We start from the raw sequence: 11,748 nt of genomic DNA on the forward strand, positions 1-11,748 counted from the left end.
AAAAAATATAAATTTTCTATCGGTCGTAGCGTAGAAAGTACCAAATATTTAAAAATAATTGAAAAGTGTTAGCCGTCGCTACACTTTCAGTATAATCTCGTAGATGTAACCGGTAAGTTACTTAACAAAAGGCACCGAAACCGCGCCAACGGAATCGGTGCCTGTAAGAGTTAGCTAACGAAATTGAGTGACGAAATTAGTAGTGCAACAGTTACTAAATCCGCATTCAACACCAGTTTGACGCCAGACAACGTCAGAGTTACTTGCAGCATCTTAGTAGCCCTTCCTTTCTGAGGCATACTTGGAAGCAACAAAGGCCCTTCGGAGGGGCCTTTGTTGTTTCTAGCCCCACCTCGTAATGTACTAGGTTTTAGTAGTAGGGCTTGCAGCTTTCTTGTATAAAATTGCTGCGAATTTCGTTTTTCCTACTATTCTTAACCGTTTTAGATATCTTTTCCGCTAACTTCATGTGGAAATGTCAGTTGCGAAAAACCGACAAACTTACGATTCACAAGAAAACGTCAGCGTAACCTCGTAATCGTCGTCGCCGCCAAGACCCGGAACCCATGCGCCCACATAGGATGCAAGATCGCTGGCCTTGTTCAATGCGCGGTTGGTGGACTCGCTCACGACGCCCTTGTATTTGGTCTGTTCGGCGCTGATGACATGACGCTTGTTCGATTTGCTGCAGGTCGACTCTGCGACCTTTAATGCGGCTTTCTGCGCATCGTTTTCGGACTCGCCGAAACCTGTTGTGCGGAACGTGCCACCAGCCAGTGGGACAACGTTAGCCGGTTTGCTGGATGCGCAGGCCGTCACTAAAAGCGCCAGGGTGATCGATGCAAGGTATTTCATTGTCATTTTTTGATTCCTCGATTCTGATAGGTTGTTTTGGTGCGGAAAATTCAATGACATCTGCACCGACGATGCCAAGCTGTTTGCGAACCGGCGTCATGTTCATCTGCCGGGCGCGTTGTTCTGATTCAAACTGCTGTAGGCGTAGAAGCTCTGGAATCCACCACGGCAATTTTTCTTTTCCATCAAGCCAGTTTCTAACTGATCGTTCTGACCGGCGTAGGCGTCTGGCAACGTCCTTGACCGGCACCCCCTGAACGTAATACGCAAATTCGTTCGGGTTCCCATACCGCAAATTTGGATAGCGCATTTTTTAGTTGCTCTTTTGTTAAAAAAAGAGCCGCCCAATTGTAAAGAGGCGGCTCCATTCTTGCAGGTATGCTGTTGAGGTTGGTGGCATCGTAATTTCGCATAATTTACATTATGTAAAATTGTATTCGTAAGTTATGGGGCCTTATCCGGCTTGCGTTTGGCACGAATATACCTCGCAATTACGCCGTTTAATTCCCTGGTCCCAGATAAAAAGCCCCGACACTCGGGGCTTTTTTACTTGCTATAAGAGACGCCGTTCATGAGGAAGACCGCCGCAGATATCCGGGTCTACTTTTTCCCAGGCAGCATTGCTACCTCGAACGTTCTCGTGTACCGGTGACCATCAAGGGACACACTAAATGTATAAGTGCCAGCAGCAGCTACAAGGGGACGCAAGGCAACTACTATGTTCATCGCCCCGTCTGGTGACGGCTTATCTACAGTTTGAGATTGTGGACTTAATAGCTCAACACCGGCTGGAGATAATAGCGACATAACCGATTCAAATTGGCCAATGCCATCGCGGAAAACCATTAACAGCGTCAGCGAACCGACCAACGCCTCCCCCTCGGCCACACCGGGATTCGGCAAAAAACCGACTTTGGTACCCGGTATCATGCCGAGAATGGTTATTTTTCCATCGGACTCTGGCCGCACATCTTCGCATAAGATGAAATAGACATCTCTATCGGACGGGAGCGACTTGACATTCGACATTCGTAATCCTCGTTTTTATTTTAGTAATCTATGCAGGAACAACCGCCCGAGAAGCATTAATTTTGACGGATTGATGCCGCGCCATGCTAGGAGCGGTGGTCTTATAAAAAGACGCTCTTTCAGGGAAAAACTGCGTTTTACTTAATTGCTGGTTGAGCTTCTTATTTAGCTCAACGAAGGCGACAAAATTTGAATACTCGACGACGTTGATACTCGCATCCATAAGCTTACTAAGTTGGCCACCATGGGAATCGACCAAGTTTGGGAATGCCATTTCGATGAAAATATTATTTTGAGGAGTTGGTCCGAGTGGAAGTGACCGAGGCTCTAAGTTAGGATTGCTAACTGTCACAAGCGGTTGGATCAGCGCGACATCACTGAGTTCTTCAGAAAAGAAGATGCCAGCTTTCTCCAATAAATAGAGGCAGGCAAATAACACTGCTGCACAGCCGACAAAAACGCCTGCCGCCATAAAAAGAAAAATAGTCATATCAGCCCTTCCACAAAAATGGCAATAAATGCAATGCAGTGATACCTAGCACAGCGGCCCAGCACCCTACATATGTGGCTTTGACCTTGAACTTTAAACCATTACCTACGATTTTTTTACGAAGTGGATATTTCTTTAACGTGGGCTCTCCTTTTATGACCACGAAGAGCCAAGAAAAAAAAGAAAACAAGAGTAACGTTAAACATATCTGGATAAAAGCTGCGGCAAAATCGGGGCGGACAACGAATTTCTGAAAATCGGACGATGTCCAAATCATTCCTATGTCTAACGCAATAAGACCTAAGAGCCAATCTCCACCCGATGAGATCAACCGATCATCTTTGTTGATACGTACGATAATGTTCATCGCAAGTAGAAGAAATGGAACGCCAGCAACCGCCATCCAGTAAAGAAAATCTTTAAGCATTTTGTTCTCTATTTGTTTTATGTAATAGCTTATTAGATATATTGGCAATAATACACTAGTTAGAGAGGCGACTACTTTCCTGAAAAATCACGCGCATTTCATCTGCACCGATGACTTCGCGCTCGAATAATTCAAGCTGCATCATTTCCCCGTGACCCCTAATTTTTTAGAGTCACTGTAATGCGATATGCAGATGGAAATTTTCAACATTTCTCAAATAGGCGAACTAAGAAGTTTTACAGGCACTGAACCAATAAAATCCGTTCAGTCGATCATGAAACTGCTTCAAATCGTCATAGCCCTTCATCACAAATTCTTGCGCTACCAAGACAATCAAATCGCGTGTCGGCGTATCGATGGCAAACCAGAGCTTGCTTTTTTCGGTTTTGGAATTCCCCTTGACGACCAATAGCTTTTCTTATTGAAGCGCCCTTCTTCCAGATTCTTCGATACGTACTTACTGATGTAGCTGGCGATGCGATGCGCCCAATCACCCCACTCCCAATTTCACCGATCATTACCAATCATGACCGGGTCCGCCGACGTAGTCTGAGAAATCCAGTTGATCCAGTTGCCGAACAACAGATGCGCATGGCCGCGCCACTGGTTTCTGGGACGCTGGGTTTCGCAGTCGCCGGGAAAATAGTTACGAGGAAGACAAATTCCTTTTCCCTCGTGCCGGTCGCGAAAGTATTCGTCGGCAAGCGTCGTCGAGTCGTACTCGATGTGGTTGAAGATGTGAAGCGCGTAATGTCGTGGATCGTCGAGCAGACAAAGCCCCGTCTCGGTCGAATCGATGAGTACCGAAATGCCGCTGTCCGGCGGAATGTCGGCGCGCCGCATTTCCATCCAGCGCGACACCGGAACAGGGAAATCGTCGGGCAAGCCTTTCAGGTACGGCGAGCCGCTGTCCAGTCCGCAGTGACTGAACACGCCAAACGCTTTTTCACTCAGTAAATATCTCGGCATGCGGTGGAAATAATGCATCGCCGCCTGGGCTCCCCAGCAGATGTTGAGGCAACTGTGGACGTTGGTCTGCGTCCAGCGGAAGATCTGCGTGAGCTCGTCCCAGTAAGCAACCTCTTCAAAAGGCATCTTTTCTATCGGCGCACCGGTAATGATGAAGCCGTCGAATTTCTGCTCCTTGATGTCGCTCCAGTCGCTGTAAAACGACGCGAGATGTTCGCCTGATATGCTTCTGGGGACATAACTGGAAGTCTTGATGAGAGTCAGTTCGACCAGCAATGGCGTGGCGCCCAGCAAACGGGCAATTTGGATTTCGGTATTGATCTTGTTGGGCATGAGGTTCAGTAAACCGATGCGCAACGGCCGGTGATCTTGAACTGCCGGGCCCTCCTCGTCCATCACGACGACACCCTCCATTTTGAGCGTGGATAGTGCAGGCAAATCTTTGGGAATTCTGATGGGCATTGGCTTCCGAGTGTTTTTGTCTCTCATGCTATCACCGGTATTTTCAGCGGCTATACCGTGCGTCTCACTTGTTAAAAAAATTTTCCGGCCATCATTTAACGCATACACTACCGGCTGAACTGCATTTGATCACCAACAAGAACGATGGATACCCCCGGGAAGATTGCTGTTTTGCCGCATCGGATTGATCTGTGGTGCTGTTTTAGCGACAGCGTCAGCGATGAGCATTTGCATCTGTACCGGCGATCTCTGCTCAGTCCCGAAGAACGCAAGCGCGAGCTGCGTTTTCATTTCGAGCGTGACCGCAAGCAGTTCGTCATTACCCGAGCCCTGGTGCGCAGCGTGCTCTCGCGCTATGCCGCGCTGGCTCCGGCGGCGTGGGAATTTGCCGCCAGCAGCCACGGCCGCCCGCAGGTCGTGCAGGATGCGGCAAAGCATCTTTGTTTCAATCTATCGCACACTGCCGGACTGGTGGTGATGGCAGTCAGTGCCGCCCAGGAAATGGGCGTGGACGTGGAAAACATCACCCTCCGCTCCGCTCCGCTGGATGTGGCCGACAGTTTTTTTTCCCCTGATGAAGTGGCCGGTCTGAATGCGCTGCCAATTGCTCAGCGTCATCAGCGTTTTTTTGAATACTGGACCTTGAAGGAAGCGTGGATCAAGGCGCGCAGCATGGGACTGTCAATCCCACTGGATCAGTTCAGCATGGATCTGGAAACAGTGGGCCGGGCAAGCTTGCAAACGCAGTTGGTGGCGCAAGCATCGACGTGGCAGTTTTTTCTGCTGTCGGTGGACGACGATCATCTGCTCAGTGTGTGCACCCGCCAAGAGCAGCCCTTGCAATTGCGCGTACACCATTGCCGGCCGCTCCTGGACGAATCCATGTTGCGTCCGACGCTGTTGCGGAAAACGCGGATTGACGCATCCATGTGCCCCGACAGCCCTTTTTCCTGATGCCGTTTGCCTCCCGGACAAAAAGAGAAAGATATTGTCAAGCCAAGTTCCCAAGCCGTATGATGAACTCATTAAAACAGCAATCTCACCGCCATCGATTTCACGCTGAAATTGTCGACACACTGTGTATGGCGTTATGCATCAATCAAATCTGCAGACCAGGATTTATAGGGAAGCGCGATCCGGCGCCGGATTTGATGCGGATAGCGGAATATTTTCGCTCATGCTCCACACCTTCGTCCATCCGGACAAAGACCGGATTGTCTCGGCAGTAGAGAAGCCGTTCAAAGAATACATCAAGAGTTCATTGGACCCGCATCTGGCAGCGGGTCTGGAAAAGGAAACCGCCGGCATGCGGGACGGCCGCGCACTCACCGGCGAGGAAAAAGAGAAAATCATCGACTACGCATTCCAGCGTTATTTCGGGACAGCGGCCATGTTCGGCAATGTCGAACAAGCCAGCACCATCGTCGACAAAGCCATCCAGGCAGGCGTCAACGATATCGCCTGCCTGGTTGACTTCGGCATGGACTACGACACAGTCCGGGATTCCTTGCCGTATCTGCAGCAACTGGTCAAACGGTTTCGACCGGCATCGGCATGAAGGCGCCCGCTCCGCTCACCCGCGCCGCGCTGCGCCGCCTGCATGCGCAGGATGTGATTCTCAGGCATACGTCCCTGGCCGGCGCCAGCATGGTCATTCCCGTGCCTTTGCTGGACATGGCCACGGCGCTCACGGTCCAGGTCCGGATGGCGAAGAAACTCTGCGTGCTGTACGGCGCCGAATTCAACCGTACTGCGGCGCGCGGCATTATCACCGGCGCCCTGGGCGGCTTGTCGCCTGACAGCGTCAGTGCCACGGCGCTGCGCTACCTGTCGTTTGCGAGCTACTTTACCGGCACCCTGCCCTCGGCCGGCCTGAGCGCCGCGTATACCTACGTCCTGGGAGAACTGCTGCTGGAACGGCTGATCGCCGGCGGCCGCATCGACCTGCCTTCGCCACGCGAAAGCAGGTCTTCGGCACCGCCGGCATTGCCTCCGGCAACGGCCTGACTCAATCTCGCAGGCAGCCTAGCGCTGGGGTGGAACAGGCGGAACGGATGGGACAGAAGGAACGGGCGGATGGTCGCGTGAGGCCCGTTGCTCCTTGCGATGTATTTCGCGCGCCTGGAGATCAGCGGCAAGCGCCGCCGGTCTGCCGGCAGTGACGTCAGGTTTTGCAGAAGCCGTTTTCTCTGCTGGCGCTGGAGTTGGAGTTGATGTTGGCGCTGATACTGGTGCCTGCGCCGGCATTGGCCCCGGGGCCACGCTCTTCTTGCCGCGCGTTCCCGATTTCAGCTCCTGGGTTGTATCGCCCCTGCCGATGTCCGCCTGCGCAGCCGCCGCTTTGTCCCTGGCCTCCTTCTTCTCATGCGGCGCGCTGTCGCCGTTGATGGAAATCAACGGCATGCCGCCGGTCTTGTCGCTGCCGATCACCACCACCTTGGCGTTCTCCGAACGGGCCAATTCCAGCGTCGCTTCAATGCCGCGCCAGCGCAGGTAGGCGTCCGACATGCCGCCGCTGATGATTTCCTGGAAGTTGCGGATGCCGAGCGCTTCCACGCGCTTGCGTTCACTCTCTTGCTGTTCCTTCTCGACGATCAGGGCGTATTGTTCCACTTCATGGCGCGCCACGTTCTTGCGCACGATGGCATCCTCCACGCCGTCCGGCAGGACGATGCGCTTCACCAGCACGTCTTCGATCAGGATCCAGTTTTGTCCGGAACGCAGTTCCGTATTGAAGCGATTCTTGATGTCGTAGCGCACCGACTCCGAGATCTGGTTCTGGATTTCCAGGCGATGGCTGGTATAGATATCCTCCGGACGATAAATCGCGATCACATCGCGTGCGCGCGCCCCTACCGACTGCCCCAGCAGCGTCTCGGCATAATCCGGGCCGGCATATTTGTGCAGTTCGCCCAGGTGTTGGGGAATCACCCGGAAGCGCCATGCCAGCGTCACCAGCAGCTTGAGGCCATCGGACGACAACACTTCGAACTCGCGCTCCACGCTCTGAAGGCGGGCGTCGTAGACATAGATCACATCCCAGGGCAGCATCAGATGCGTGCCTTCTGTTTCCACATGGTCGATCACGGTGCCTCCGCCGAAGCGCTTCCACAGCACGCCGAGATGACCGGCCGGGATCGTGACGATCATCGACGGCAGCAGGAACACCAGCATCACCACCAGAACCACGCCCGCGATCATCAGGTCGTTGCTGAAAAACCGCAGACGTCGGCGCAATCGCTCGCCGATGGGTTCGAACGGCGGCTGAAGCTCTTGTGTGGTGCTCATGTTGCTGCTCCCTTGCTGGAGATACTGGTAACGCGGCCATCCTCAAGATGGAGGCGGCGGTCTGCATGATGAAAATATTTATCGTCGTGGGTGATCGCGATGACGGTGATGCCGGCGGCACGCAGACGCGGCAATACCAGCTGGTAGAACTTGGCGCGGAAATGCGGATCCTGATCGGCCGCCCATTCGTCGAGCACCATGATCGGCGGATTCTCCAGTTGCGTCGCTACCAACGCGAGCCGCTTGCGCTGGCCGGTCGACAAATCAACGGTGGAAAAGCGGCGGCCATCGAGATGCGCCTTGTTTTCGACTTCCATTTCGTCGATCAGGCTCGCCGCGCGTTCCCGGTCGATGCGCTCGACGCCGTACAGCGTGGGGAAAAGATGGAAATCGGAAAACACCGCGCCGAATATATTGCGATAACGCTGCATGTCGGCCCTGCCCACCAGCCGGCCGTCGACCAGAATTTCGCCGGAATCCGCCGGGTAGAGTCCGGTCAGCATTTTGACGAAGGTGGTCTTGCCGGAACCGTTGCCGCCGGTGATGAACAAGGTCTCGCCACGCCGTATGCTCAGGTCGATCGGGCCGACGACAAAGCGTTCGCCGCCCTCGCCCCGCGCAAAGATAAGATGGCGCAGATCGATAGTCTCGAAACCGTCAAACGCGGGCGCTGCCGCAGTTGCCATTTCCCGCTGGTCTCCCGTGGCGATGCCTTGCTCAACGTTTTCGTCAAACAGTTGCTCCAGCTTCAGCAGGTTTTCGGCGGCCGCATTGGCCACCGTGATCTGCGGCGCCGCAGAAATCACGCCGGACACCGGGCCCACCAGGAACAGCACCGCCGTCAGCACCTTGACCGTACTGTCGGCGAAGGTGCTGCTCAATGCGGGCAAAATAAAGACCAGCGTGCCAAGCAGGATGAAAATGGCGACTTGCGAAAAGACGAAATTGACGCCCAGCGCGCGCTGCGCCAATGAACGAAAGAACGCCGTCCGTCCGGACACCATGACGGCGTCCTGCAACAACTCGGCGGCACGGCGGCTCGACAGTTTCACTTCCTTGAAACCGGCCAGCAAGCCTTCGACCATTTCGTGCAGTGCGACCACTTCATCGTGCGCGCGCCGCAGGTCGATGCTGGCGCGCTCGCCGCGCATGCGATACAGCCGCGCAGCCACCAGCAGGACCACGATCACCAGCGCCAGCGCCGGGAGCGACAAGGTCGCGATGTAAATGGTGGTCCAGAAAATCATCATCACCGCCTGAACGCCGAGGATCAGGCTGCCGGCAGTCTGCGAGATGGTCTGGGTATCGGTGTTGATGGCGGAAAAAATGGCGCCATGGCCGATTTTTTCGACCCCCAGCAGTTCGCAGTCGGCCAACTTGCGGATCAGGCTGCGGCGACGTTCGTCGACAATCCGCTCGACCTCGTCGGTGGTGGTCTGCAAGACGTAGCGCTGGCTGAAGATATACACCAGCAGCGCCAGGCCGTAGAGCGCGACCGGGATAAGCTGGCTGCCGCCTCCGGCCTGCCTGGTGGCAGCGAAATTGACTACCGCCAATATGCCGGTGCTGGCGCCGCCGGCCAGCAGCGCCATCAGGCCGAGGCGCTGCAAAGAGGTCTGCGTGTCGCGTATAAGAAGTTCGGTCAGGCGCATCAGGTCATCGCTCTGCCGGACCGTTGGAAAAGGTTTTGCTCTTGTCGTCGATGGCGGCAAACAGCAACACATAGATAAATGCCACCAGCGGCGTCAGCAAAAACGCGACCACGAGTGTGCGCAGCCATCCTAGCCTGCTCTTGCGCGCGATGAAGGCTACCAGCAGGCACAGCACGACATAGATTAAAAATGCGATAGACATGATATGGCTCCCTGTTATTTCTTGTCCTGGATTTTCAAAGGCACGGCGCCGTATTCCAAGGCCCGCACGTCCTGCGCACAGCTCTCGCCTGTGTCGTACAGGCATTGGATGACTTCCGCTTCGCCGGTCGTTTCTTCGCAGCTCGGGGTGTCGAGCACACTAGGGAAAAAGTGTACGTCCTGCTTGCCGGTCTTGATCAGATAGAAGCGCGACAAGGTGCTGCCGATGGTCTTGCCGGCCTTCTTGTAGCGGATGCCGACGACCAGTTCTTCGAGCGTCTGGTTAGACGAATTGGTCAACTGGATCTGCGGCGAACAAGTCGGTTTTCTGTTGCCGCCGTCATTCGCAACCATGATCGCCTGCGGCACCGCGAGATAGATCAGGCCTTTAGGACGGCGCTTCTTGAGCAGTTCCTGCAATGGCTGATCGGACACGAAGGCGCCCGCGCCCAGATGATGAGCGGCATCCTGAGCATGAGCCGGCAGCGTGCAGACTAACGCTGCCAGTGCCGTCAACAGCACCCCTGCCCTTTTTGCGTTGCGTCCGACGTCCGGCGGCAATATTCTTTTGTTGTTCATGAGACAGCTCCGCTCAGGCGGAGACAAGTGATGATAAGTCGGCCGACCGCGCAAGCGCGAGGTCGGTGTTCAAGGCCGGGCAAAGATCGATGCCGCGGAGAAAGAAATGATCTCCGGCAAATTCCCTCAGGACGAAACCGGCTGTCGTAAAACGCCGCCAGCCAGCCATGCTTTTCGCATCGGCATGCACATCATGGATGCCGGCATAGGCCGCGATGGGATACGAGGCAGCCGCAGCTGTAGCCGCAACGCCGGCATCCGCGTCGAGGGGTGCGGCCGCGAGCGCAAAATCGGCACGCATGAGCGGCAGCGTCAGATCCCAGAATTCCTGCTCGTCCGATAGCTCCGCCGGAATCCCGCCGTAGCGCAGCAGCAGCGCTTTGAACGCATGGTCATCCAGCCCCGCGGCCTGCAGCGCCGGCGACGGCAAATCCGGAGGCAGGTGCGCCGCGACGATCAGGCGTACCGGCGCCTTGCCGGCAGCAGCCAGTCTGGCTGCCAGGGCAAACGCAAGGCGCGCACCCATGCTGTAGCCGAACAAGGCATAAGGACGATCAAGCAGCGGTGCCAGCGCTGCCTGCAAGGCCGCCAGCATCGCTTCCCATGCGTGCAGCGGCGCTTCGCCAATACGTGTCTCGTGTCCGGGATACTGAACCGGCGCCACGCCTATTCCCGCCTCCGCCAGGCGGGTGCGCCAGGGCAGGAAATTGGATGCCCCTCCGCCAGCGAACGGCAGACAAAACAGGCGTGTGTGGGCGTCTTCCCGGCCCGCACCGAAAGGAAACCATGCACTTGATTCTTGTATGACGGTCATGAGAAGAGATTCATTCCACGGGATGCATGCCCAGCCGGCAGCTGCCGAAACCGGGCGCGTAAAAATACCGGAAGTGCATTCACTTCCGGCATGCAGTTTTCTCCAGGTCGTTCAGCCCGGGATCAGACCGCGTCTGCGTCCTTCTTGCTTCCGGAAGCGTGCTTCTTCAAAAACTCCTTGCCTTCCTGAATCTGCTCCTTCAGCTTTTGCCCCATTTCTTTCGTGTTGACGTCGAGCACGGTGCCGCCCGATTCAAAATGTTGCAGGAACAATTTGCCGACTGCATAGGTTGCTGCGCCCGCCAGTGTGGACTGCGCCAGCACGCCTGCGGCCATACCGACGCCCGGGATGAACTTCAGGACGCTGCTGACCGGACCGGCGATCACCAGCGGCAGATATCCGCTGAGTACCGAAGCCAGCAGTTTCTTGCCGCGCTCATCGGACAGAGTAAAGCCGTAGAGGCCGCCGATCTTGCGCAGCAGGCTCAGTTGCACGCCTGTCAAGGCGATCAGGTCGAGGCCGGGAACCGGCAAGATGCCCACGCCCATCGCGGTGATGGCATGGTTTTTGATGGAATGCAGCGCCTCGTTATTGCGCTCGGCCGGTGTCAGTTCCTCGGCATGCTCTGCTGCCGGTTCTTCTGCTGCGATCGTTTCATCGGTAGTTTTCATTGAAATCTCCTTCGTAAATTAAACACCCTGAAGCGCATGAGATTGTTGATAGCTCAGTAGCTCAGGGCCGGGGGAAAAGACTCTGCTGCACAGGACAACAGAGCACCACTTTCGGGAAAACGGTCGAACACAAGCCTATACACGGACAACGCATGAACAATATACGCAAACCGCGGAAATTATTCGGTATACGGCAAATATATTCAACAAATTCCCAACAAAAAAACTGATTACGGCCTTTATTCATCGCCTATGCCGGCCATCCTTGCTTACCGCCATGGAAGAGGCGCAGTTTTGCGGGTTCCGTCCGG

General features: G+C 55.1%; 15 protein-coding genes. 3 read left to right on the forward strand and 12 right to left on the reverse strand.

The annotated features are described in order from the left end of the window. Positions 1-501: 501 nt before the first annotated feature. The 6 genes from AC1RN6_RS18190 to AC1RN6_RS18215 all read right to left on the reverse strand — a co-directional run bounded on the left by AC1RN6_RS18190 (position 502) and on the right by AC1RN6_RS18215 (position 4,232). Positions 502-855, reverse strand: a complete 354-nt coding sequence (locus tag AC1RN6_RS18190) for a hypothetical protein (protein WP_493006857.1) — start codon at positions 853-855, stop codon at positions 502-504. Then, positions 788-1,027, reverse strand: coding sequence for a hypothetical protein (locus AC1RN6_RS18195; protein WP_493006858.1), 240 nt, complete (start codon positions 1,025-1,027; stop codon positions 788-790). The genes AC1RN6_RS18190 and AC1RN6_RS18195 overlap by 68 nt, the downstream gene beginning before the upstream one ends. 428 nt (positions 1,028-1,455) lie before the next feature. Continuing rightward, on the reverse strand, positions 1,456-1,884 hold the full coding sequence (locus AC1RN6_RS18200) for a DUF6941 family protein (RefSeq protein ID WP_493006859.1): 429 nt from the start codon (positions 1,882-1,884) through the stop codon (positions 1,456-1,458). Between the two features lie 28 nt (positions 1,885-1,912). After that, a complete protein-coding gene (locus AC1RN6_RS18205) occupies positions 1,913-2,374 on the reverse strand; it encodes a hypothetical protein (protein WP_493006860.1) in 462 nt (153 codons plus the stop codon). Between the two features lies 1 nt (position 2,375). Further along, complete coding sequence (locus AC1RN6_RS18210) at positions 2,376-2,801, reverse strand: hypothetical protein (RefSeq protein WP_493006861.1); 426 nt, start codon at positions 2,799-2,801, stop codon at positions 2,376-2,378. Positions 2,802-3,308: 507 nt separating this feature from the next. After that, positions 3,309-4,232 (reverse strand): homoserine O-succinyltransferase, encoded by a 924-nt coding sequence (locus AC1RN6_RS18215; protein WP_493006862.1) that lies wholly within the window; start codon positions 4,230-4,232, stop codon positions 3,309-3,311. Positions 4,233-4,376: 144 nt separating this feature from the next. Here AC1RN6_RS18215 and AC1RN6_RS18220 point away from each other — a divergent pair, with 144 nt between their 5' ends. The 3 genes from AC1RN6_RS18220 to AC1RN6_RS18230 all read left to right on the forward strand — a co-directional run bounded on the left by AC1RN6_RS18220 (position 4,377) and on the right by AC1RN6_RS18230 (position 6,239). Continuing rightward, positions 4,377-5,186, forward strand: a complete 810-nt coding sequence (locus tag AC1RN6_RS18220) for a 4'-phosphopantetheinyl transferase family protein (protein ID WP_493006863.1) — start codon at positions 4,377-4,379, stop codon at positions 5,184-5,186. A 223-nt stretch (positions 5,187-5,409) separates the two neighbouring features. Further along, positions 5,410-5,790 carry a hypothetical protein gene (locus AC1RN6_RS18225; protein WP_493006864.1) on the forward strand — a complete coding sequence of 127 codons (381 nt, stop codon included), beginning with the start codon at positions 5,410-5,412 and terminating at the stop codon, positions 5,788-5,790. Then, entirely contained in the window at positions 5,787-6,239 is a 453-nt protein-coding gene (locus tag AC1RN6_RS18230) for a DUF697 domain-containing protein (RefSeq protein WP_493006865.1), read from the forward strand. The genes AC1RN6_RS18225 and AC1RN6_RS18230 overlap by 4 nt, the downstream gene beginning before the upstream one ends. A gap of 18 nt (positions 6,240-6,257) precedes the next feature. Here the strand turns inward: AC1RN6_RS18230 and AC1RN6_RS18235 are convergent, their stop codons facing one another. From AC1RN6_RS18235 to AC1RN6_RS18260, 6 genes are all read right to left on the reverse strand, one after another. After that, complete coding sequence (locus AC1RN6_RS18235) at positions 6,258-7,520, reverse strand: prohibitin family protein (RefSeq protein WP_493006866.1); 1,263 nt, start codon at positions 7,518-7,520, stop codon at positions 6,258-6,260. Beyond that, positions 7,517-9,172 carry a cyclic peptide export ABC transporter gene (locus AC1RN6_RS18240; protein ID WP_493006867.1) on the reverse strand — a complete coding sequence of 552 codons (1,656 nt, stop codon included), beginning with the start codon at positions 9,170-9,172 and terminating at the stop codon, positions 7,517-7,519. The genes AC1RN6_RS18235 and AC1RN6_RS18240 overlap by 4 nt, the downstream gene beginning before the upstream one ends. A gap of 4 nt (positions 9,173-9,176) precedes the next feature. Then, positions 9,177-9,374, reverse strand: a complete 198-nt coding sequence (locus AC1RN6_RS18245) for a hypothetical protein (RefSeq protein WP_493006868.1) — start codon at positions 9,372-9,374, stop codon at positions 9,177-9,179. A 14-nt stretch (positions 9,375-9,388) separates the two neighbouring features. Then, positions 9,389-9,952 (reverse strand): hypothetical protein, encoded by a 564-nt coding sequence (locus AC1RN6_RS18250; RefSeq protein ID WP_493006869.1) that lies wholly within the window; start codon positions 9,950-9,952, stop codon positions 9,389-9,391. Between the two features lie 13 nt (positions 9,953-9,965). Then, on the reverse strand, positions 9,966-10,766 hold the full coding sequence (locus AC1RN6_RS18255; protein WP_493006870.1) for a thioesterase II family protein: 801 nt from the start codon (positions 10,764-10,766) through the stop codon (positions 9,966-9,968). A gap of 122 nt (positions 10,767-10,888) precedes the next feature. Beyond that, the gene (locus AC1RN6_RS18260; RefSeq protein WP_493006871.1) at positions 10,889-11,437 is read right to left on the reverse strand and encodes a YcjF family protein; all 549 of its coding nucleotides are present in this window, start codon (positions 11,435-11,437) and stop codon (positions 10,889-10,891) included. Positions 11,438-11,748 lie beyond the last annotated feature (311 nt).

This window comes from Herbaspirillum sp. GW822-FHT03A08, from assembly GCF_058801885.1.

Excerpts from the sequence above, each read along its gene's own strand:
- AC1RN6_RS18190 (WP_493006857.1), bottom strand. The coding sequence starts at position 855 with ATGAAATACCTTGCATCGATCACCCTGGCGCTTTTAGTGACGGCCTGC.
- AC1RN6_RS18200 (WP_493006859.1), bottom strand. The coding sequence starts at position 1,884 with ATGTCGAATGTCAAGTCGCTCCCGTCCGATAGAGATGTCTATTTCATC.
- AC1RN6_RS18205 (WP_493006860.1), bottom strand. The coding sequence starts at position 2,374 with ATGACTATTTTTCTTTTTATGGCGGCAGGCGTTTTTGTCGGCTGTGCA.
- AC1RN6_RS18210 (WP_493006861.1), bottom strand. The coding sequence starts at position 2,801 with ATGCTTAAAGATTTTCTTTACTGGATGGCGGTTGCTGGCGTTCCATTT.
- AC1RN6_RS18215 (WP_493006862.1), bottom strand. The coding sequence starts at position 4,232 with ATGCCCATCAGAATTCCCAAAGATTTGCCTGCACTATCCACGCTCAAA.
- AC1RN6_RS18220 (WP_493006863.1), top strand. The coding sequence starts at position 4,377 with ATGGATACCCCCGGGAAGATTGCTGTTTTGCCGCATCGGATTGATCTG.
- AC1RN6_RS18225 (WP_493006864.1), top strand. The coding sequence starts at position 5,410 with ATGCTCCACACCTTCGTCCATCCGGACAAAGACCGGATTGTCTCGGCA.
- AC1RN6_RS18230 (WP_493006865.1), top strand. The coding sequence starts at position 5,787 with ATGAAGGCGCCCGCTCCGCTCACCCGCGCCGCGCTGCGCCGCCTGCAT.
- AC1RN6_RS18235 (WP_493006866.1), bottom strand. The coding sequence starts at position 7,520 with ATGAGCACCACACAAGAGCTTCAGCCGCCGTTCGAACCCATCGGCGAG.
- AC1RN6_RS18240 (WP_493006867.1), bottom strand. The coding sequence starts at position 9,172 with ATGCGCCTGACCGAACTTCTTATACGCGACACGCAGACCTCTTTGCAG.
- AC1RN6_RS18245 (WP_493006868.1), bottom strand. The coding sequence starts at position 9,374 with ATGTCTATCGCATTTTTAATCTATGTCGTGCTGTGCCTGCTGGTAGCC.
- AC1RN6_RS18250 (WP_493006869.1), bottom strand. The coding sequence starts at position 9,952 with ATGAACAACAAAAGAATATTGCCGCCGGACGTCGGACGCAACGCAAAA.
- AC1RN6_RS18255 (WP_493006870.1), bottom strand. The coding sequence starts at position 10,766 with ATGACCGTCATACAAGAATCAAGTGCATGGTTTCCTTTCGGTGCGGGC.
- AC1RN6_RS18260 (WP_493006871.1), bottom strand. The coding sequence starts at position 11,437 with ATGAAAACTACCGATGAAACGATCGCAGCAGAAGAACCGGCAGCAGAG.